The sequence below is a fragment of the Paenibacillus sp. FSL H3-0302 genome, assembly GCF_037982245.1.
Lineage (GTDB): Bacteria > Bacillota > Bacilli > Paenibacillales > Paenibacillaceae > Paenibacillus_AQ > Paenibacillus_AQ odorifer.
Genome location: NZ_CP150284.1, coordinates 6,762,260 through 6,780,402, shown reverse-complemented (window position 1 = coordinate 6,780,402; position 18,143 = coordinate 6,762,260). Strand labels below are relative to the sequence as shown.

At 42.5% G+C, this 18,143-nt stretch carries 20 protein-coding genes; 13 read left to right on the top strand and 7 right to left on the bottom strand.

Annotated elements, in window-relative coordinates:
• Positions 1-220: 220 nt before the first annotated feature.
• A complete protein-coding gene (locus MHH50_RS30150; protein WP_076220469.1) occupies positions 221-658 on the bottom strand; it encodes a MarR family transcriptional regulator in 438 nt (145 codons plus the stop codon).
• 121 nt (positions 659-779) lie between these two features.
• Between MHH50_RS30150 and MHH50_RS30145 the strand changes: the two genes are divergently transcribed.
• Complete coding sequence (locus tag MHH50_RS30145; RefSeq protein ID WP_036682318.1) at positions 780-1,367, top strand: NAD(P)H-dependent oxidoreductase; 588 nt, start codon at positions 780-782, stop codon at positions 1,365-1,367.
• Here MHH50_RS30145 and MHH50_RS30140 read toward each other — a convergent pair.
• Entirely contained in the window at positions 1,326-1,667 is a 342-nt protein-coding gene (locus MHH50_RS30140; RefSeq protein ID WP_076307576.1) for a hypothetical protein, read from the bottom strand. The two genes, MHH50_RS30145 and MHH50_RS30140, sit on opposite strands and share 42 nt — an antisense overlap.
• 230 nt (positions 1,668-1,897) lie before the next feature.
• Between MHH50_RS30140 and MHH50_RS30135 the strand changes: the two genes are divergently transcribed.
• The gene (locus MHH50_RS30135) at positions 1,898-3,310 is read left to right on the top strand and encodes an alanine/glycine:cation symporter family protein (protein WP_340033814.1); all 1,413 of its coding nucleotides are present in this window, start codon (positions 1,898-1,900) and stop codon (positions 3,308-3,310) included.
• 67 nt (positions 3,311-3,377) lie between these two features.
• Here the strand turns inward: MHH50_RS30135 and MHH50_RS30130 are convergent, their stop codons facing one another.
• Positions 3,378-3,776: a hypothetical protein gene (locus MHH50_RS30130; protein ID WP_340033813.1), complete on the bottom strand. Its 399-nt coding sequence runs from the start codon at positions 3,774-3,776 to the stop codon at positions 3,378-3,380.
• A gap of 211 nt (positions 3,777-3,987) precedes the next feature.
• Here MHH50_RS30130 and MHH50_RS30125 point away from each other — a divergent pair, with 211 nt between their 5' ends.
• From MHH50_RS30125 to MHH50_RS30115, 3 genes are all read left to right on the top strand, one after another.
• Complete coding sequence (locus MHH50_RS30125; RefSeq protein WP_340033812.1) at positions 3,988-4,554, top strand: TetR/AcrR family transcriptional regulator; 567 nt, start codon at positions 3,988-3,990, stop codon at positions 4,552-4,554.
• A complete protein-coding gene (locus MHH50_RS30120) occupies positions 4,551-5,087 on the top strand; it encodes a DUF2798 domain-containing protein (protein ID WP_076124197.1) in 537 nt (178 codons plus the stop codon). The genes MHH50_RS30125 and MHH50_RS30120 overlap by 4 nt, the downstream gene beginning before the upstream one ends.
• Before the next feature lie 272 nt (positions 5,088-5,359).
• Entirely contained in the window at positions 5,360-6,541 is a 1,182-nt protein-coding gene (locus MHH50_RS30115) for a multidrug effflux MFS transporter (RefSeq protein WP_076124195.1), read from the top strand.
• A gap of 103 nt (positions 6,542-6,644) precedes the next feature.
• Here the strand turns inward: MHH50_RS30115 and MHH50_RS30110 are convergent, their stop codons facing one another.
• From MHH50_RS30110 to MHH50_RS30100, 3 genes are all read right to left on the bottom strand, one after another.
• Positions 6,645-7,535 (bottom strand): diacylglycerol kinase family protein, encoded by an 891-nt coding sequence (locus MHH50_RS30110; protein ID WP_340033811.1) that lies wholly within the window; start codon positions 7,533-7,535, stop codon positions 6,645-6,647.
• A 135-nt stretch (positions 7,536-7,670) separates the two neighbouring features.
• On the bottom strand, positions 7,671-8,654 hold the full coding sequence (gene guaC, locus MHH50_RS30105) for a GMP reductase (RefSeq protein WP_036682307.1): 984 nt from the start codon (positions 8,652-8,654) through the stop codon (positions 7,671-7,673).
• A 166-nt stretch (positions 8,655-8,820) separates the two neighbouring features.
• Complete coding sequence (locus tag MHH50_RS30100) at positions 8,821-9,429, bottom strand: LysE/ArgO family amino acid transporter (RefSeq protein WP_076124191.1); 609 nt, start codon at positions 9,427-9,429, stop codon at positions 8,821-8,823.
• 282 nt (positions 9,430-9,711) lie between these two features.
• Here MHH50_RS30100 and MHH50_RS30095 point away from each other — a divergent pair, with 282 nt between their 5' ends.
• The 6 genes from MHH50_RS30095 to MHH50_RS30070 all read left to right on the top strand — a co-directional run bounded on the left by MHH50_RS30095 (position 9,712) and on the right by MHH50_RS30070 (position 15,774).
• Positions 9,712-11,502 (top strand): hybrid sensor histidine kinase/response regulator transcription factor, encoded by a 1,791-nt coding sequence (locus tag MHH50_RS30095; RefSeq protein ID WP_340033810.1) that lies wholly within the window; start codon positions 9,712-9,714, stop codon positions 11,500-11,502.
• A gap of 183 nt (positions 11,503-11,685) precedes the next feature.
• Entirely contained in the window at positions 11,686-12,282 is a 597-nt protein-coding gene (locus MHH50_RS30090; protein ID WP_076124185.1) for a sensor domain-containing protein, read from the top strand.
• A gap of 22 nt (positions 12,283-12,304) precedes the next feature.
• Entirely contained in the window at positions 12,305-12,910 is a 606-nt protein-coding gene (locus MHH50_RS30085) for a polysaccharide deacetylase (protein WP_254847726.1), read from the top strand.
• Positions 12,910-13,674: a polysaccharide deacetylase family protein gene (locus tag MHH50_RS30080; protein ID WP_076179242.1), complete on the top strand. Its 765-nt coding sequence runs from the start codon at positions 12,910-12,912 to the stop codon at positions 13,672-13,674. Before MHH50_RS30085 ends, MHH50_RS30080 begins: the two co-directional genes overlap by 1 nt.
• 104 nt (positions 13,675-13,778) lie before the next feature.
• Entirely contained in the window at positions 13,779-15,017 is a 1,239-nt protein-coding gene (locus tag MHH50_RS30075; protein ID WP_076191571.1) for an amidohydrolase, read from the top strand.
• 97 nt (positions 15,018-15,114) lie between these two features.
• Positions 15,115-15,774, top strand: coding sequence for a uracil-DNA glycosylase family protein (locus MHH50_RS30070; RefSeq protein ID WP_254848902.1), 660 nt, complete (start codon positions 15,115-15,117; stop codon positions 15,772-15,774).
• Between the two features lie 22 nt (positions 15,775-15,796).
• On the opposite strand, the gene MHH50_RS30065 is transcribed toward MHH50_RS30070, so the two are convergent.
• Positions 15,797-16,711, bottom strand: a complete 915-nt coding sequence (locus tag MHH50_RS30065; protein WP_076132799.1) for a phosphatidate cytidylyltransferase — start codon at positions 16,709-16,711, stop codon at positions 15,797-15,799.
• 95 nt (positions 16,712-16,806) lie between these two features.
• Here MHH50_RS30065 and MHH50_RS30060 point away from each other — a divergent pair, with 95 nt between their 5' ends.
• Complete coding sequence (locus MHH50_RS30060) at positions 16,807-17,367, top strand: hypothetical protein (RefSeq protein WP_076124175.1); 561 nt, start codon at positions 16,807-16,809, stop codon at positions 17,365-17,367.
• Positions 17,364-18,119 (top strand): class I SAM-dependent methyltransferase, encoded by a 756-nt coding sequence (locus tag MHH50_RS30055; RefSeq protein WP_076305838.1) that lies wholly within the window; start codon positions 17,364-17,366, stop codon positions 18,117-18,119. Before MHH50_RS30060 ends, MHH50_RS30055 begins: the two co-directional genes overlap by 4 nt.
• Positions 18,120-18,143: the final 24 nt, after the last annotated feature.

The following is an 18,143-nucleotide window of genomic DNA, read 5'->3' as shown; positions in this document are numbered from 1 at the left end:
ACAAAAGGCTAAAAACATGCCAATAACGTCATCTGGGTCCGAAAGCCTCAGTGGACGAATACGATTCGGCGATTTAGCTGAAGGTGAGGCTGATTCGATTTTGTTAGGTTTTAACTAGCCAATAATCGGTCTTGAGTCAGCTAACCAACGACCCAAAACACAGAGCAGCGGTGCTCCCATTAATGGGGAACCGCTGCTGCTCTATTGTCTTTTTCTCGGATCATTGCTGGGTATTAAACACCTTAGATTGCAGGATATCGAGGGCATGGTTAATCTCGGCTAATTCCTTTGGGGGAACCTCTTTAATCCGGTTCAGAAAACGTTCACCGATCCGCTCAAAAGCCTCGTTCATCATCGCTTGTCCAGCATCAGACAACCGGATCATTTGCTTACGCCTGTCCTCGGCGACATCAAGCTTCTCACACAGGTTTTTTTCTGTTAATTTCTTGAGCTCACGGCTGGTATTCGGCATAGAGATATTCTTACAATCGCTGATTTGGCTGAGGGTAACAGGCTGGCTAACCGCAATATATTCCAGAATACTATATTGAACGGGCGTAATGCCTTCCGGTCTAACATCTTTGGTAAAGTCAAATGTTACTTCATGGACTGCTGTCGTAAAGGTAACAATTTTCTGAAAAAACGCTTGTTTGTCCATAAGGATCACCTCTTATTGTAAACCTTAACAAAATAATTATCATAATACAATTATCATTTGACAACTAAATAACGGTTGTGATACCATTTTGTTATCAAATGATAATTAAAGAGGTGGAGCAATGAACGTTTTAGTCATCTATACACATCCGAATCATAAAAGTTTAAGTTATGCTTTTTTCAATAAAGTCATTCAGGGAAGTAATGAGAATCAAAAGATCACGAAGATAGAGGTCCTTGATCTTTACGAAGAGCAATTTGATCCTGTGCTGGTCTTTAATGAGAATAAACGTAGAAGAGACATGCATATCGATCCCAAGCTCGAGAAGTATCGGGAGCAGATTCGTCAGGCCGACAAAATTGTGTTTGTGTATCCAATCTGGTGGGGACGTCCTCCCGCAATGCTGCTCGGTTATATTGACCAAATGTTTGCTTCTAATTTCGCTTACAGAGAAAAGGGTGGTCTCATCCCCGAAGGGCTGCTGAAAGGAAAGTCTGTGGTTTGCATTTCCAGCATGAAGGGGCCGACCCTTTATCCTTTATATTGGCTGAATAATTCCCATAAAGTGCTGATGAGAAAAGCACTATTTCAATATTGTGGCATCAAGAAAGTGAAGTTTTTCGAATTTGGGAATATGGAGAGTCCAAAAGGGAAACATGATAAGAAGTTAAATCAGGTGTACCAATATTTTAAAGCTGTGGCTAATTAATACCTCGAAAATATCTGCTCTATGATTATTCGAGATAACCCCGGAAATGGATGTCTCAAGCGATCCCATAGCTGGATGGTCCAAAACAACGGTGGGATCCTTATCTATTTGACTAGCCAGAACGATTTTATTTTTGCTGGCTAGCTCATGATAGAGGACAGCCATTTCTTCAATATCTTTTGCGGCTAATAAGGGCACTAGTTGTGCTGCTGATGTTATAGCTTCGTTCCTCGTTCGTCCTGAAATCAAATCAAACCAAATGTTCTCCACGATATAAATACGCGCATACATTGTTGTCATACATTTCTTCCACCGGATGCTTTTTCATTTTTTTATAATACCTAGATTAATCTAAAGGAGCTTGTGAGCTCAGATGAAGATGGGCAAATAGCTCTCACACCGGTGTAAGGTATGGTGTTGCTGGCTAATTTTTTTTGTTGGCTTTTGAAATAAGGGCTGTTATATTTGAAAATACTATGTAACTTAAGGTTCAGCAACTGGGTATCGACACAATGGAGAGGCGGATTTACATGCAACAAATGTTAGACAGTATGATTAGTGCAACAAATGACTTTCTTTGGTCGAAAATTTTGGTGGTTCTGCTTATTGTTTGTGGAATTTATTTCACCATTCGATCGAAGTTTGTTCAGTTTGGCATGTTTAAAGAAATGTTTAGGGTTCTTAAAGAGTCCAATGAAAGGTCAAAAGATTCCATTTCGTCATTTCAGGCTTTCTGTATCAGTATGGCAGCAAGGGTTGGGACAGGGAATATTACAGGGATCGCAATTGCTATCGCAATAGGTGGACCAGGGGCTGTTTTTTGGATGTGGGTCATAGCTATTATTGGATCAGCGTCTGGATTTATTGAAAGTACTCTGGCACAGGTGTATAAAGTGAAGGACAAGACTGGATTTCGTGGGGGTCCCGCCTATTATATGGAGCAAGGCCTGAAAAAACGTTGGATGGGCGCGGTATTTGCGGTTCTGATCACGTTATCCTTTGGTCTTGTATTTAATGCAGTTCAATCCAATACGATTACAGTGGCCTTTGAGAATTCATTTGGCACTAATCGGGTGATTCTTGGACTTGTAGTCGCTGCTGCTTTTGCGGCTGTTATCTTTGGTGGGGTTAAACGTATAGCTAGAATGTCCGAATATATTGTAGTGGTTATGGCAGGGATCTATATTGGGGCTGCTGTTATTATTATGTTAATTAATATTACGGAAATACCGGCGATTCTGGCGCTTATTGTGAAAAGTGCTTTCGGATTTGAACAAATCGCGGGGGGATCTTTTGGGGCAGTTATTCTGCAAGGGGTGAAACGGGGACTATTCTCCAATGAAGCGGGAATGGGTAGTGCTCCGAATGCTGCGGCAACTGCAACAACTAGTCATCCGGTGAAACAAGGGCTGATGCAAGCGCTGGGTGTACTTACAGACACGTTACTTATTTGTTCGAGTACTGCTTTTATTATCTTGTTATCCGATGCGTATAAACAGCCAGGGCTGGATGGAATTAAGCTGACACAAGCGGCATTAAGCGAACATATTGGTTCATGGGCCTCGGGATCCCTAGCGATCATGATTTTATTGTTTGCTTTCAGTACGTTAATCGGAAATTATTATTATGGTGAGACCAATATAGAATTCTTGAACTCCAATAAAAAAGTATTACTATTCTATAGATACAGCGTCTTGGTGATGATTATTTTTGGCTCCGTAGCTAAGGTTCAATTGGTATGGGATTTGGCTGATTTATTTATGGGCTTCATGGTCATCGTGAATTTGATCGCTATCCTTTTGTTATCTAAAGTGGCCTTTGCCGCCTTGCAGGATTATAAGCGCCAGAAGCGGGCAGGGAAGGACCCTGTCTTTTATAAAGATAGCATAGAGGGTCTGGAAAACGTGGAGTGTTGGGACAATTCTTCAGACATGAAAACATAGTAGGTTAAGTATTTGCGGGCTCAGGAAACTGAGCCCTTTTTGCTGTAGGCACTTAAATATCTATGCATTATTTGTTGAGAATTTCTTCTATGATTTGTTTTGACTCTGTTTTAAACTGCTCAATATTTTCGCTTATAAGCAGCACTTTTTTATTGTCCAATAGGATATATGAAGGGTAAGTGTTGATCTTCAAATCCTCTTTTAAGCGGTCGCCCTCTTTCGAATCTTTTTTGATAACACCTGCTTTGCTGATACAAGTCATATTTTCCTTGTAAATATCCTCAAGCTCTTTAGTTTGCTCAAAAAAACGATCGTTCTTCGATAAAATTAGGATTGAAAAAGATTTATTTTCTTGAGTAAGGTATGGCGTCAAAAAGTCATCTTTTTTCTGATTACCATTACAAGCTGCGATAAAGATTAAAGTAATCAAGCTTATCAGCATAATTACTAAGGCGTTTTTTTTCATATATACACCCTATTCTTTTGTATTCATAACGACAATTATGTTTTGAACTCCACATTAACTTCTAGACTTACTAGATCATATCCTGTTTTCAGTTATAAATGAAAATAATGAAATATTTTTTGAAAAAAAGCAAAAAAGACTTACATTATTCATTTTTATATTGTTATAATAACAAACAGACCGGTTGGTATGTTAGAGGGAGTACGTTATTGTGGATACAAAATCGCTAATGATTGAGACGGCGACACTTCTTTTTCAGCAAAAAGGATATAAAAATGTAGGCGTGAATGAAATTTTAAAAGCCTGTAATGTGACCAAAGGAGCGCTTTATCATCATTTTCCAAATGGAAAAGAAGAACTATTAATTGCTTGTTTAAAGGGCTTAAATGAAGCAATTACGATAGATATTGAGGATATTTTTAAAAAGCATCCATCGACGTTAGAAGCTATACAATCCATGATCGACAAGTTGATTCACAACTTAGAAACCGAGGGCACGATTACCGGATATACCTTTAGCAGTATTGTCAGTGAAATGGCTACGGTGAGTGAACCTGTTCGCCAGGCATGTAGCTTGCTCTATGAGAACATGGAACGAATTTACTGCGATAAGCTTGTAACTGAAGGTTATTCGCAGGAATCAGCCTTCGAGATGGCATTGTGGATGACGGCTTCGATCGAAGGGGCGATGATGTTGTGCCTAACGCAAAAATCTACAACTCCCTTAAAAACTATCGCCAAACTATTACCGACAATATTGAAAGGAAGAACATCATGAATCAAGAAGCAAGATTACCAAGAAACGCTAAGGAGGGGGCATTATATGGTGCAATCATTTCTACACTGACGGTACTGTTTATGTCCTCAATAAATATCATTTTAGGGGTTGGAGAATTTAATGGTGAGGTTGCCTTAACGATTCTTAAGGTGTTTCCGATCATTTGGGTAATTGTCATGATTATTGAGCCTGTTGTTATTGGCCGTATTGCCGAAAAGCTGACAGCTATATTCACACAACCTACAGATAGCTTCAACGCCAAAATCCTATTCCGTATCTTATTCACCGTACTAGGAATGTCATTTTGTATGACGTTTATTGGAGACATTATCGGAAACGGGTTGAGTTCTCAAACGTTTAATCACTTCTTAGCCAATTGGCCAAGAAATTTCCTAATTGCACTGTTCGCTGAAAGTATATTGATACAGCCGTTTGCAAGATTTGTGATGGTAAAGCTACATGCTTCTCAGGACAAAAAGAAATCCAGCGCTGTTGGCGTAACTATACATGGATTATCAGAACAAAATTCCTAACCTAAATAAGCTCTCAGGCGAAGCGATTCGTTTGAGAGCTTTTCTATTACCGTGTATAATGATGTTTTGGTTGAATAATTGAAACTCAAATCTTTGCCCGATATCTTTCGGGTAAGCCCTCCTATATAACAATGAAAGCATAACAATGAAAGGTGATTTTCTAACATGATGATCTATAGTCGTCTTGCTATAATGATGCCCCCATTTCCCTAGCTAGGCTCATATTCTTGTAGTTGTTCGAGGATATAAGCTTGTAGGAGGGCGAAAATAAGATGAAAAAATATGCAGCACCATCGTTACTTTTAATGATTGTTCTTGTGGCTTTTCCGCAAATTAGTGAGACGATTTACACCCCATCGTTACCGGATATCGCAGTAGCACTTGGGGCCACCAATAGTTCTGTACAGTTAACGTTAAGTATATATTTTATTGGATTTGCTTTAGGAGTTTTTAGCTGGGGTTGGTTGTCTGACTTCATCGGGCGGAGATCTTCCATGCTGGCTGGACTTCTTGTATACGGTATGGGAAGCTTGATGTGTTTTTACTCAGAATCCATTCATTTGCTGTTAGTCAGCCGGTTTATACAAGCGTTTGGAGCAGCAACAGGTTCGATTATTACCCAAACCATTCTTCGTGAGAGTGTCTCCGGGAATAAACGGCATGTTATGTTTGCCCAAATCTCGGCGGTCATTGCTTTTACTCCCGCAGTAGGTCCGTTAATTGGCGGATGGGTGGATCAAGCTTTTGGTTTTCGAGCGGTTTTCTTTACATTAGTAATGATGAGTGTGTTGTTATTTATGTATGCTTTTTGGAAGCTGCCAGAAACCACTGATGTTTCCATGAGAAAAAAGGTGGCTATTCTGCCTATAGTCAAAAAAATGCTCGCATTGCCACGTGTATTGGTGTTTGGATTACTAATTGGAGGCATTAACGGAATCTTGTTCAGCTATTATGCTGAAGCTCCTTTTATATTTATTGAACACTTTCAGATTTCACCAGGAGTCTATGGTTTTCTCGGCATTATTGTGGCTTTGGCGTCGATTGTAGGCGCAATGATCTCCAAAAGATTATTAACCCTCTATGCCCCAGAAAAAATAATCCATATCGGCTGTCTAGTAATGGCGAGCGGAGCCTTGCTATTAACAATCGCAAGCAGTCTTGACTCGCTGCCGGATATGATAGTGATCGTATGTATTCTAATAACGCTGTTTGTCCTATTAATGGGTGCAGGGATTGCTTTACCTAATTGTCTAAGTCTTGCTCTTGTTCAATTTCAGGATGTTGTAGGAACAGCAGGTGCGATATTCAGCTTGGGCTATTATTTGCTTGTTAGCTTGGCGACGTGGGGAATGAGCGCTCTTCATAATGGTTCATTACTGACGATGCCTATTTATTTCTTAGGGATTAGCGGCGGAATGTGGTTATTAGGCAAAAAATTTATTGTAGTGGAATAGAAATAACTTCTTAGTCATTGGATTAGTAGAAAGATATGGATCGGGGCATCCATAAATTAAGGGCAGTCTGGAACTTTTTGAGTTCCGGACTGCTTTTTGTTTGTTAGTCCACTTCTGGCACAATGACTTGGATATGACGAGGGAGAACACTCAGCGTAATAGGCAAAGTTGGACCTTCTTCGCCATCTACATTGGTTCTTACGGTTTCTGGAGAGCTTACACTTACATTGTGGGCTGTGAAATAGACAACATCTTTATGATCCTTGAGGGTACCCAGCAGTAAAGATATACTGGCTGTAATGGTATTGAATATACTGAGGTCCAAAATAATAAAACAATGAAGCAGACCGTCGTCAACCGCAGCATCCGGTATTAGATTCTCGAACCCGCCGACTGAGTTAGTTAATACGGCGAGAAAGAGTAAGGAGTCTCCTTGCCACATTTGTCCATCATGGTCAATGACAAGGGGGTGGGCTGTAGGGCTTGTAAGTTGTTTAAGACCTTCTTTCAAGTATGCCAATGACCCTAGTTTGGTTTTATCTTCGGAGGATACAGAGGATAATGCTCCGGCAATTGAACCTACAGCAACAACGTTGCCGAACAGGCGGTCATTTAAGCGACCGATATCTACTGTTTTTAAATTTGAGGAGGCAAGGGTTTGAATGGCTATTTCGGGATTCAGTGGAATTTGTAATGCACGGGCGAAATCATTAGCCGTTCCTAAAGGAACCACACCTAACTTTGGGTGGTGTTCCTGATCGATAAGACCATTAATGGTCTCGTGAAGCGTGCCATCCCCGCCGATGGAGATCACCAGATCATAACCTTCCTCACAAGCTGCGATGGAATAACGAGTGGCGTCTACTTCTTTTGCCGTCTCCTTGATCGTAACGGAGTAGTCTTTATCACTTAGAACTCTTGTTGCATATCTGACATATTGGCTGGCTTCTTCTTTGCCGGAGGAGGGGTTAATAATAATCATAGCTTGCCGCATAAGGATAATCCTCTCTATTGTGATCTAGTAGGAGTTTATTCTTACCATTACCCCAAAGTAGACCGGCAGAACTCGTTCTCATAAAAAAAGATGAGCAAGATTGACCTAAGTCATCCTGCTCACCTGTTTGTTCAATTAATAGACTTTATCTCCATTAAAAATGGAGTTCTTAACGATAACGTAATCCACATTACGGATAGCCTCTAATTTATTGCCACCTGCATAAGAGATGGAGGATTGAAGATCCTGCTCCATTTCTCTTAGGGTTTCTGCTAAAGCCCCTTTATGCTCAACCGCAATTTTTTTACCTTCGACGTTCTTCTTTTCACCTTTTTGGTATTCTGAAGCGGAGCCAAAGTATTCTTTATAGAGCTTCCCAGCGATTTCAATGGTTTCACCCGGAGATTCCTCATGACCGGCAAATAGTGAACCAATCATGACCATTGAAGCGCCAAATCGTACGGATTTAGCAATATCACCGTGTGTGCGAATACCTCCATCGGCAATAATTGGTTTGCTTGCAGCTTTGGCACACAAGCGTAGTGCAGCTAACTGCCAGCCGCCTGTACCGAATCCAGTTTTGATCTTAGTGATACATACTTTCCCTGGTCCAATCCCAACTTTAGTAGCATCAGCTCCAGCGTTTTCTAATTCTCTAACGCCTTCAGGTGTTCCTACATTTCCTGCAATAACAAAACTGGCAGGCAGGTATTGTTTAATATGTTTGATCATCCGAATAACTGCTTCGGAGTGGCCGTGTGCAATATCAATTGTAATGAATTCCGGAACCAGCTGTTCTTTGGATAATTGTTCGACGAAATCATACTCTTCTTCTTTAACTCCGACGCTGATGGATGCGATTAATTCACGGGAGTGCATGTCTTTGATGAAAGACGTACGTTTCTCCGGTTCAAAACGATGCATAATGTAGAAATAGCCATTTTGCGCCAAGGAGATAGCGATCTTCTCATCAATGATGGTTTGCATGTTGGCAGGTACCACCGGCAATCTAAATTTATGCCCACCGAGGGTGACTGATGTATCACACTCCGAACGGCTGTTTACGATACATTTTGCAGGAATTAATTGAATATCTTCATAATCGAATACTTCTTTCATAATTTACACCTCTAAATGCGAACATTATAGTATTTTGGTTTGTTAATTGTTCGTCCAAATTGTAATGTACCTCATTCTGCGCCGTAAGTCAAAATTCTAGTACATTATGGTGTGAATTGGACATAATTATACGGCAAATTGGTGTACAGCATTCTTTTTCCTCCATTTAAAAAAGCTTGAAGGCAATATAAGCAGCAACGATCCAAATAATGATCGCCGAAATCTTATTAATGATCCGCATGATTTTGCCGCTGGAGTCGATTTGTCCTACGGTTTTTCCGGCTACAGCCAGCCCAAAGAACCAAATCCATGACACTAGGATAGTCGCGCCAGCAAATACAACTTTGTCTACGCCTGTGTAACTAAGTGAGCTAGTGCCGATGACGCCAATAGTATCCAAAATCGCATGTGGATTTAATAAAGAAACGGACAGCGCGAACAGAATTTGTTTTTTGGAGGATAGAGGCGTTGCGTCTTGCGCTGACGATGTAGGTGTACTTTTCCAGATAGACCACCCCATATACAAAAGAAATAAAAGTCCTACAGCAAATAAAGCGGTCTGCAGAACGGGAATGGCAAACACAAGGACTGAAACACCTAATACGGCTAATAAAATAAGCAGGGTATCGCATAAAGCGGCTGTAACAATAACGGGAATGGCTTTTTTAAAATGTGGCTGCGAGGCCCCTTGGTTAAATACAAAGACATTTTGTGCGCCAAGTGGAAGAATTAATCCAAAGGCCAGTGCAATGCCATGAAGTAGTGCGGCTAACATAGTTTATTATTCCTCCGATAGTGTTCATACTTTATAGAATTGGCTGTCCTATTGGTTCAATTGGTTTACTACAATTTTATGGACAAATAATATGTACTATCATACAGTCTGTGTTTTGATTTAAAAAGCTGCTTATTCAGAGGGACATTGAATGATTAATTACACTAATTACACCATTAGTAAAAATGTCATCTCAACTCATGACTTTTTGTAACTAGTGAGCCCTTAAGGGGTTACACTATAATAAAGATTAAGTCAGCAGAGTATATAGGGGGAAATGCCTTGTTTAATCTGGTCAAACAGTGGTTCTGGTACGATTGGCTCGTCCTCCTGTTTCGGATTTGTTTTTCTACTTCCTTTTTGGTCACCATGTGTTATCTTTCGGAGGATTTTACGATTCCTTTCTGGATCGCGTTTGTTTGGGGCGTGGTCTCTTTTTCTGTGCCTTGGTTTTGTTTGCAGCTGCATTACAAGTATTATCTGATAGCGGAGATCCTTTTTTCGGGTGGGCTTTGTTTATATTTGGCTGCTTTGTTTCCTGAATCGTACGTAACTTTTCTGCCTATCGCTTTTATGATCGCCAGCAATAGTGCACAGAAGTCCTATCGTTGGACAGCTCCGATCACGGTCATTTTGATTCCAATTATGTTATCTAGATTGTCACAACAAATGGATGCTGTATCGATGATTGTTAACATGGGTTTGGTGTATACGCTTGGGTTCGCTTTTCATTTACTGGTGGTGAATCACAAGCAGGGCAGAATTATTAAGGAGCAAAATGCTGTTTTAGAGCAGTACATCTCGCAAGTTGAACGTATGACACTTCTGGAAGAACGAGATCGTTTATCCAAAGATCTGCATGATACGGTGGGGCATTCTTATACTTCAATTATTATGGGGCTAGAGACTTTACGTTCGGAGGTGAATACCCCTGAAGGGGAGCACAAAATAGATGCCTTGTTAAAGTTAACCCGCAATGGCTTGGATGATGTTCGGCGATATTTGCACCATGTGGGCGCTTCGGAGGATTCATTGACGCTAATGCAGTCCCTGCAGAAATTAGTGGATGATTTCCAGACCTTCTCCAAGGTTAAGATTCGCTTAAGAACATTCGGAGAGCCGTATACAGTATCTAAGCAGGCCCAAATGACATTATACAGATGTTTGCAGGAGTCGATAACCAACGCTGTACGTCATGGTCAGGCCAGTGAAATTGTCATCAGCTTACATTATGAAGAGAAGCTGATTCGGCTGGATGTGCAGGATAATGGATTAGGCACTGAAGATTTAAAAGCAGGATTTGGTGTGAATGCGATGAAGGAGCGTGCCTCCAACTTGCAAGGACAAGTGTATTTCTACTCTAAGCCAGGGGAAGGGACCTTAGTGACCTGCAGTTTACCAAGGCTTGAAGAGATACAGGAGGAAACGATTCGTTTATTGCTGGTAGATGACCAACCCTATATCCGGGATAGTCTGCGAATTATTCTAGAGCAGGAGCCGGATTTTGTGATCAATGGGTTAGCTGAGAATGGTGAACAAGCGATAAGCTTCTGCGAGCAGGAACAACCTCACGTGGTGCTGATGGACTTAAATATGCCGGGCATGGACGGTGCGGAAGCGACCAAGCTTATTAAGCAAAAGTGGCCAGGGGTACGAGTGTTGATCCTGACTACTTTTCAAGAAGCAGATATGGCAGTCGAAGCACTGCAAAACGGGGCAGATGGCTACTTGTTAAAGTCTACCGAGCCGCAGGAGCTGTTCGAAGGAATACGTCTCGTACATCGGGGCGTAAAGATGATTACACCCGATATTACGAATGTATTAATTGATCACTATGAGATGCATCCAGCTTCAGAGGCGCCACCGACAGAGAAGAGTAATGAATATGGACTGACTCCGCGTGAGCTGGAGATTCTAGAATGCCTCTCGAAGGGAATGCGTTATAAATCTATTGCCGCTAAACTATATCTGTCCGATGGAACGGTGAGGAATTACGCGTCCACCATCTATGCCAAGCTCGGGGTACGAAACCGTGAGGAGGCAGTCGAGAAGGCTTTTGGCATTTCGGATTAATCCTGACCGAAGTATTTGAAGTTGATGAGCACCTTATTGTTTGCTTTCCCTTGTGGGAGTAGGCAGTAGGGTGTTTTTTTTGTCATATGACATTATGGCACTGGTCGATTTTACACCAAAAGCACTAGCATAGGAGTTGCTTAGTTATGAACAATTTTTTATTGCAGAGAGGGAGAGAAAAACATGAATCAAATAATCCGGAAACATGTGAGAAATTTTTGTTTCTTATTAATTACTTTTGCCACAGGGCTATTTTACTTTTGTTTTTATCTGGTGGGCATTACCTTTGGAGTTTCGATGTCCTTCACCTTAGTGGGGATCCCGATCCTTTATTATGTTTTGCGTTCTACCGAGACTTTTTTACAGCATGAGCGAATTCGAACTAAAGTCTATACGGATATCTCGGTTCGCACGCTCCCAACCCGATCTCAAGAAGAAGGCAGCTTGTGGGAAAGGGTTAAGGCAGAGTTTCTGGATGAACATAACTGGAGAGCGATTTTAGGGTTGATGTTGCAGTTTGGAATCGGCATGGTCAGTCTCATTTGTGCCACTCTTTTTTACTTGACCCCTATTATTCTCTTGTTGTCACCTGTCCTGTATTTATTAGATGTGTCCTCTATATCGCTATTTGGGATTGAAAATAAAACATTCAACATCTCACTTTTCTTCATGTTGTTAGGTGCAGTGTCTCTATGGATAGGTGCTTATCTCGGAAACAGTCTGGTAAAGATGATCGGCAGGTATACGCGGCGTTTAGTGAAGGATTTTGCTAGAAGATAAACTTAAACAGGAAGAAGGAAAAATGATGGTAACCTCAGTTCCATTTATAAAATTATTCTCACAATCCCTTTGGATGATGTGGGAGAACATATTTGCTGTCATCACCAAATTTCGTAGTCAGTCCGTGCGTAGATATGGGATATGTAAGTTGGTAGTGTTGAAATATCACGGAGAAAGTTTGGTCTGCCAAGATGGGCAACGGATACTTCCGGGAGATTGGGTGGGTGAGCTTCATTTGGACAATCGCCAGATTGTGCAGCTGACACGTACGCTTGGCGCAGATCGGGCCGGAATTCGTACGGCACGCATGCTTCGCGAGGCTATGAAGGAGATCAGTCGCGATCTAGACAGCAATCCGGAACTAAGCAAAGTAAACGCGCTAACCGGGATTACACTGCTTCACCGGGGGATTATTCATGGAATAGGGTTTGAGCAGCGTCCTATCAAGTCCAAATGGCAGCGGCACTGGTTCGGGATATACCTTCGTTTTTTACTTCGCATGCTGCATCCGGAAGGGAAACATCGTGTAGAGGACAGCACAGAGAAGTTATCTCCCATGATGCTTGTGCTTAGCAAGCAGTCCTTGAAAGCGCGGTTTGCCCCGCGTAAGACAGAGGCGGCTTCCTAATGTGGGCCTTCATAATTTTAGCAGTGGATGTGATTGTTTTTTATATGATCGTTCCTTTTGCTCTTACCCGAATATTGGGATGGGGGGTTCACTCGGAGGTAGGTGCAGAGAAAGAAATTGCGTTTACGTTCGATGACGGTCCGGATCCTTGTTATACACCTGAACTTCTAGATCTATTAAAAGAGCATGGCATAAAAGCGACCTTCTTCGTATTGGGCAAAAAGGCGCAGCAATATCCGGAACTGATCGAGCGTATGCACAGAGAAGGGCACCAAATCGGCATTCATAATTATACTCATACACCCAACTGGATCCAGTTCCCCTGGACCAATAGACGGAAGCAAGTAGATCGCACCGCAGACATTGTTGAGCGAATTACAGGAGAGCGGCCTATCTTTTACCGCCCACCTTGGGGGCTTCTTAATCTAGGGGATTTCTTTTTGCTGAGAGAATCTTATCGAATCGTATTGTGGTCTGTCATGGTCGGAGATTGGAAAGCGTCACTGAGTGCAGAGCAATTAAAGGATGCCTTAATAAAAAAAATAAAACCAGGCTCAATCATTGTTCTACACGACAGCGGAGATACACCGTGGGCAGATGAAGAAGCGCCCTTGAATATGATCACTGGATTAGAAGAAGTCTTAAAAGAAATGGATAAAAAGGGTCTGAAGTGTCTGCGGATAGATGAACTGCTGAACAAGGAAGTTAATTATAGTAGAGAAGCTAGATCCAGAGTCAAACATCGGGGTCAGATTGATCTGTAGCTATTGAAATTTCTCAATCATTTTTTATATGGCAAGGGCTATGGTAACATTTAGAGTAAAGCGGTCCGTACCTATATAAATTGTTGAGAAAAGGATGGGGTAGCATGTTGAATGCTTCTTACTGGTTAACCAATATAAGATTAGAACAAGGTTATGTTATTGAGGATGGGCAAGTAGCGGGTACGAATACGAAGGTTTGTCATCTCCGCATTGACGGGGATAAGATTTCAGAAGTTGTTGGAGCAGACATCGAGCTTCAGAGCCAGCTCCCGAAATATGACTGTAAAGAGTTGTTGATGCTGCCTTCTTTCGAAGAAGCACATATCCATTTAGATAAAACATATTTCGATGGACCTTGGAGAGCGGTAAAGCCTGCGTCCAGTGTTTTCGAACGGATTGAGGAAGAGAAGGTATTATTGCCTAAGCTGCTGCCCATGGCGAGACAACAAGCAGAGAGCATCCTGACGCTTATTCAGGGGTTTGGTGCCACACATGTGCGCAGCCATTGCAATATTGAGCCTGTCAGCGGCTTGCAACGATTAGAAGCGACTGTACAAGCATTAAATGCATTCGCGGGTAAAATTTCATCTGAAATTGTGGCGTTTCCGCAACATGGCCTGCTGCGCTCGGATTCTGTGCAGCTGGTAAAACAATCTCTGGCAGAGGGAGCAACCTTTGTAGGCGGAGTAGATCCTTATACGGTGGATGGAGATATCGAGAAGTCACTTCAGACGATGGTGGAATTAGCAGTGATGAGTAATGCCGGCATTGATATTCATTTACATGATGGAAAAGAAGCGGGAAAGAAAACACTGACGCGGTTAGCTGATCTGACGGAAGAAGCTGGCTTGCAAGGAAAGGTCACGGTCAGTCATGCGTTCTGGTTCGCAGGAGCTCAGCAGCAAGAGGCAGAAGAGGTAGCTAAACGGATGGCATCACTGGGTATGACTATTGCATCCACAGTGCCTATTGGAAGAATGATGATGCCACTTCCGATGCTGCACAGCCAAGGGGTAAAAGTGAAGCTGGCAACAGATAGCCTTACCGATCACTGGTCCCCTTTTGGAAATGGAGATCAACTGGAGAAGGCAGGGCGTTACGCGGAGTTGTACGGCTGCAATGATGAATTGGCATTATCTCAATCCCTCAGATTTATAACAGGAGGATTAACACCCCTTGATCCAAAAGGCGAGCAGGTATGGCCAAAGGTTGGCGACACTGCTAGCTTTGTGCTGCTGCATGCCAGCTGTTCGGCTGAAGCAGTTGCCCGAAGAGCGCAGCGCCAAGCGGTCTGGTACGAAGGCCGACTGGTGAGTGGTTCGATAACAAATAGAGACCTGTGAGGCAGATGATATGCTCCTCTCTACCTATCTGCAACAGTATAAATCGGCGATCCTCTCACTCCCGAAGGGTACAGTGCTAACTAAAGAGGATCTGCAGGTGGAAAAGCTTCTAATGGAGCGTAATGGCAAGGTGGAAATGTATTATGCCCCCCATAATGAGTACATTAATCCTTCTGCTAAGGTGATCATTATAGGGTTAACGCCCGGGTTCACACAAATGGGCATAGCGATACAAGAAGCGATCATAAGTCTGGAAGCTGGTTTGTCAGATGAAGAGGTATGTAGGACAGCGAAGGAAGCGGCGAGATTCGCAGGCTCCATGCGGAACACGTTAATTCATATGTTAGATACACTTAAACTGCATCAACACTTGAACCTAACCTCTTGTGAAGAACTATTTCAGCAGCAGCAGACGATCCTGCACACCAGCTCTTTATTGCATTTTCCTGTGTTCGTGGATAAGAAAAATTATAGTGGGGCCCAGCCCAAGCTACTTTCAAATTCATTCCTCAGGGCGCAGGCATTATCTTCCTTGCGTGAGGAGCTGAACATCCTGAGCCGGGCCTTAATTATTCCCTTAGGAAAAACAGTGGAAAGTATACTTCAACTCCTTGTGTCCGCAGGTGAGCTTGATAAACAACGCTGCTTATGGGGATTTCCCCACCCCTCGGGCGCCAACGGACATCGATATAAGCAGTTCGCCAGCCAGCAAGAACAAATGGTGAAGATACTGCATAATCATTCATGGAAGGGCTGATTCAAGCTCCCCATCAGATGATCTACATGAAGTCGAAAAAATAACGAATGACATGAAAAAAGACCGGTGAAGTGTAGGTTAAGCTATCGATCCGGCTTAAATGGCTTTGCTTCAATGCCACGAATTTATCGCCATCGCCGATTAGCAGATCCCGCTTTAACACGGAAACCGTTAAACTGCCAAAGAAGCCGCTCAAGCTGATCAACATGCCTGACAGTAACCCGAAGATTGGGTTGAGCGGCGTCAGGTAGGGATAGATTAGATAGGAAACTCCTGTCGTGATGACAAATGCGAAAGCGAAACCCTCCCAAGTTAAATACGGATTGGCGGTGGGAACTATTTTCCGCTTTCCTACATAAAGTGACGCCAGATAGTGGACCACATCATTGAGCTGCGTTAGCACTACTAGAAAAAGTACAAGCCCCGCTCCATACTCCGGTGTAGCAAATTGAAAGTAGGCCAAGTGACTAAGTCCGAATACCATCAGCATAAGCCCCCATTGGGTGGAGCTGACACTACGCATAAAACCAACCGTGCCTTTATTAATCATTCTGGGCAGCGGTAGGAGCAAGAATACATATACCGGGATGAAGACAATAAACATTCCGTACCACTCGATATAAATCCAGTAGAACTGCAACGGAATGGATAAGTACGCCCACAGAAATAGCCTGCGGTCGGATTTTCGTGATTTCATCATAGAGAAATACTCTTTCAGTGCAAAGAAGCAGAGCACCATGAGAGACAGCAGAGAGACGACGGGATTAAATAGGGTAGCTAGGCAAAAGATAAAAAGCATTCCCCACCACGTCTTGATACGAAAGCCAATGCCCGTATAATCCTTATTTGGCTGTAGCTTCCCTATAACTACATACATCAAGTGAATGGCCGATAAGGCCGCAAAGATAAGAATTATAGTTAATAAAGAGCGGTCGATAATTGATCACCAACTTGTCCTAGAGTAGATTCCATTAATGGGTTCATATGTTATTATGAAGGAAACGCTCAAACTTGATAAGGGGAAAATTGTAAATGGCAGCAGATCCATCGGTCTTTATATTACTGACGAATACCGGGACGCTTTTTACGAAGCTCATTCAAGGCTATACAAAAGCACCCTATAATCATGCCTCGATCTCCTTTAATCGGGAGCTTTCCGAGCTGTATAGCTTTGGCAGAAAGCATCCGAGCAACCCCCTGAATGGAGGGTTTGTGAAGGAGGATATTAAGACAGGTACGTTCAGCAAATACCCTAATACAACATGTGTCCTATATGAACTTCAAGTTACAGCCCGCGAAGTGGAGAAAATGGAGCGGGTCTTGCAAGTCTTTATCCGAAGCCGTCAAAAGTATCTCTATAATATTCTCGGCGTAATTGGCATTGCCCTGAAGGAGCCTGTCGAATTCAGCAACTCTTATTTTTGTTCGCAATTTGTAGCGGAAATTCTAGAGCGGTCGGGCATTAAGTTATGGGATAAGCTGCCCGCACTCGTTACTCCGGATGATTTTCGCCAAAGTGATCGGCTGCGTTTGGTTTACCAAGGTAAATTAAGTGATTATGAACCTGAGCGCTTAGGAGGAGACGAAGGATGAATAGCAAAGAAATATTTTCTAATCGGGTGGATTCGTATGTAAAATATCGGCCGAGCTATCCTGGAGAAGCCATTGATTATTTGTACAATACTATTGGGCTCCAACCCAATTCTGATATTGCTGATATTGGTGCAGGAACAGGAATCTTCTCAGCATTACTTCTGGAGCGCGGGAGTCGTGTGACTGCCGTTGAACCCAATCCGGAAATGCGTAGAGCTGCGGAAGAGAATTTCGCAAAGGATAACCATTTCTCTGTATCGCCGGGGTCTGCTGAACATACAGAATTATCCGATCAGTCCATGGACTTTATCGTATGCGCCCAAGCGTTTCACTGGTTTGATAGGGACGCAACGCAATTGGAATTCAAGCGGATTCTAAAACCGGGTGGAAAAGTTATTCTGATATGGAACTCCCGGCTTACTTACGGTACCCCATTTCTGGAGGAATATGAGCAGCTGCTGCAGACCTTCGGGACGAACTACACTCAAGTTAATCATAAGAACATTACCCCTGAGATCCTTAGTTCCTTTTTCAAGAAAGGACAGATGCAAGTAACGCATTTTAGCAATCAGCAGGTATTTGATTTGGAGGGATTAAGCGGGCGGCTTCGATCGTCTTCCTACACTCCGGTCCCCGGAGATCCAAGCTATGAGAATATGATGGCCGAGCTGCGGAATATTTTTGAACGAAATAACCAGGGTGGGCAAGTGTTTTTTGATTATAAGACCGAAATTTATTGGGGCGAAGTGTAAAGTAAATAAAAAGACTCAAACCTT

Coding starts and splice junctions, on each gene's coding strand:
- MHH50_RS30140 (WP_076307576.1), bottom strand. CDS start 1,667: ATGACAACAATGTATGCGCGTATTTATATCGTGGAGAACATTTGGTTT.
- MHH50_RS30115 (WP_076124195.1), top strand. CDS start 5,360: ATGAAAAAATATGCAGCACCATCGTTACTTTTAATGATTGTTCTTGTG.
- MHH50_RS30110 (WP_340033811.1), bottom strand. CDS start 7,535: ATGCGGCAAGCTATGATTATTATTAACCCCTCCTCCGGCAAAGAAGAA.
- MHH50_RS30130 (WP_340033813.1), bottom strand. CDS start 3,776: ATGAAAAAAAACGCCTTAGTAATTATGCTGATAAGCTTGATTACTTTA.
- MHH50_RS30120 (WP_076124197.1), top strand. CDS start 4,551: ATGAATCAAGAAGCAAGATTACCAAGAAACGCTAAGGAGGGGGCATTA.
- guaC (WP_036682307.1), bottom strand. CDS start 8,654: ATGAAAGAAGTATTCGATTATGAAGATATTCAATTAATTCCTGCAAAA.
- MHH50_RS30150 (WP_076220469.1), bottom strand. CDS start 658: ATGGACAAACAAGCGTTTTTTCAGAAAATTGTTACCTTTACGACAGCA.
- MHH50_RS30075 (WP_076191571.1), top strand. CDS start 13,779: ATGTTGAATGCTTCTTACTGGTTAACCAATATAAGATTAGAACAAGGT.
- MHH50_RS30085 (WP_254847726.1), top strand. CDS start 12,305: ATGATGGTAACCTCAGTTCCATTTATAAAATTATTCTCACAATCCCTT.
- MHH50_RS30090 (WP_076124185.1), top strand. CDS start 11,686: ATGAATCAAATAATCCGGAAACATGTGAGAAATTTTTGTTTCTTATTA.
- MHH50_RS30100 (WP_076124191.1), bottom strand. CDS start 9,429: ATGTTAGCCGCACTACTTCATGGCATTGCACTGGCCTTTGGATTAATT.
- MHH50_RS30145 (WP_036682318.1), top strand. CDS start 780: ATGAACGTTTTAGTCATCTATACACATCCGAATCATAAAAGTTTAAGT.
- MHH50_RS30135 (WP_340033814.1), top strand. CDS start 1,898: ATGCAACAAATGTTAGACAGTATGATTAGTGCAACAAATGACTTTCTT.
- MHH50_RS30055 (WP_076305838.1), top strand. CDS start 17,364: ATGAATAGCAAAGAAATATTTTCTAATCGGGTGGATTCGTATGTAAAA.
- MHH50_RS30080 (WP_076179242.1), top strand. CDS start 12,910: ATGTGGGCCTTCATAATTTTAGCAGTGGATGTGATTGTTTTTTATATG.
- MHH50_RS30060 (WP_076124175.1), top strand. CDS start 16,807: ATGGCAGCAGATCCATCGGTCTTTATATTACTGACGAATACCGGGACG.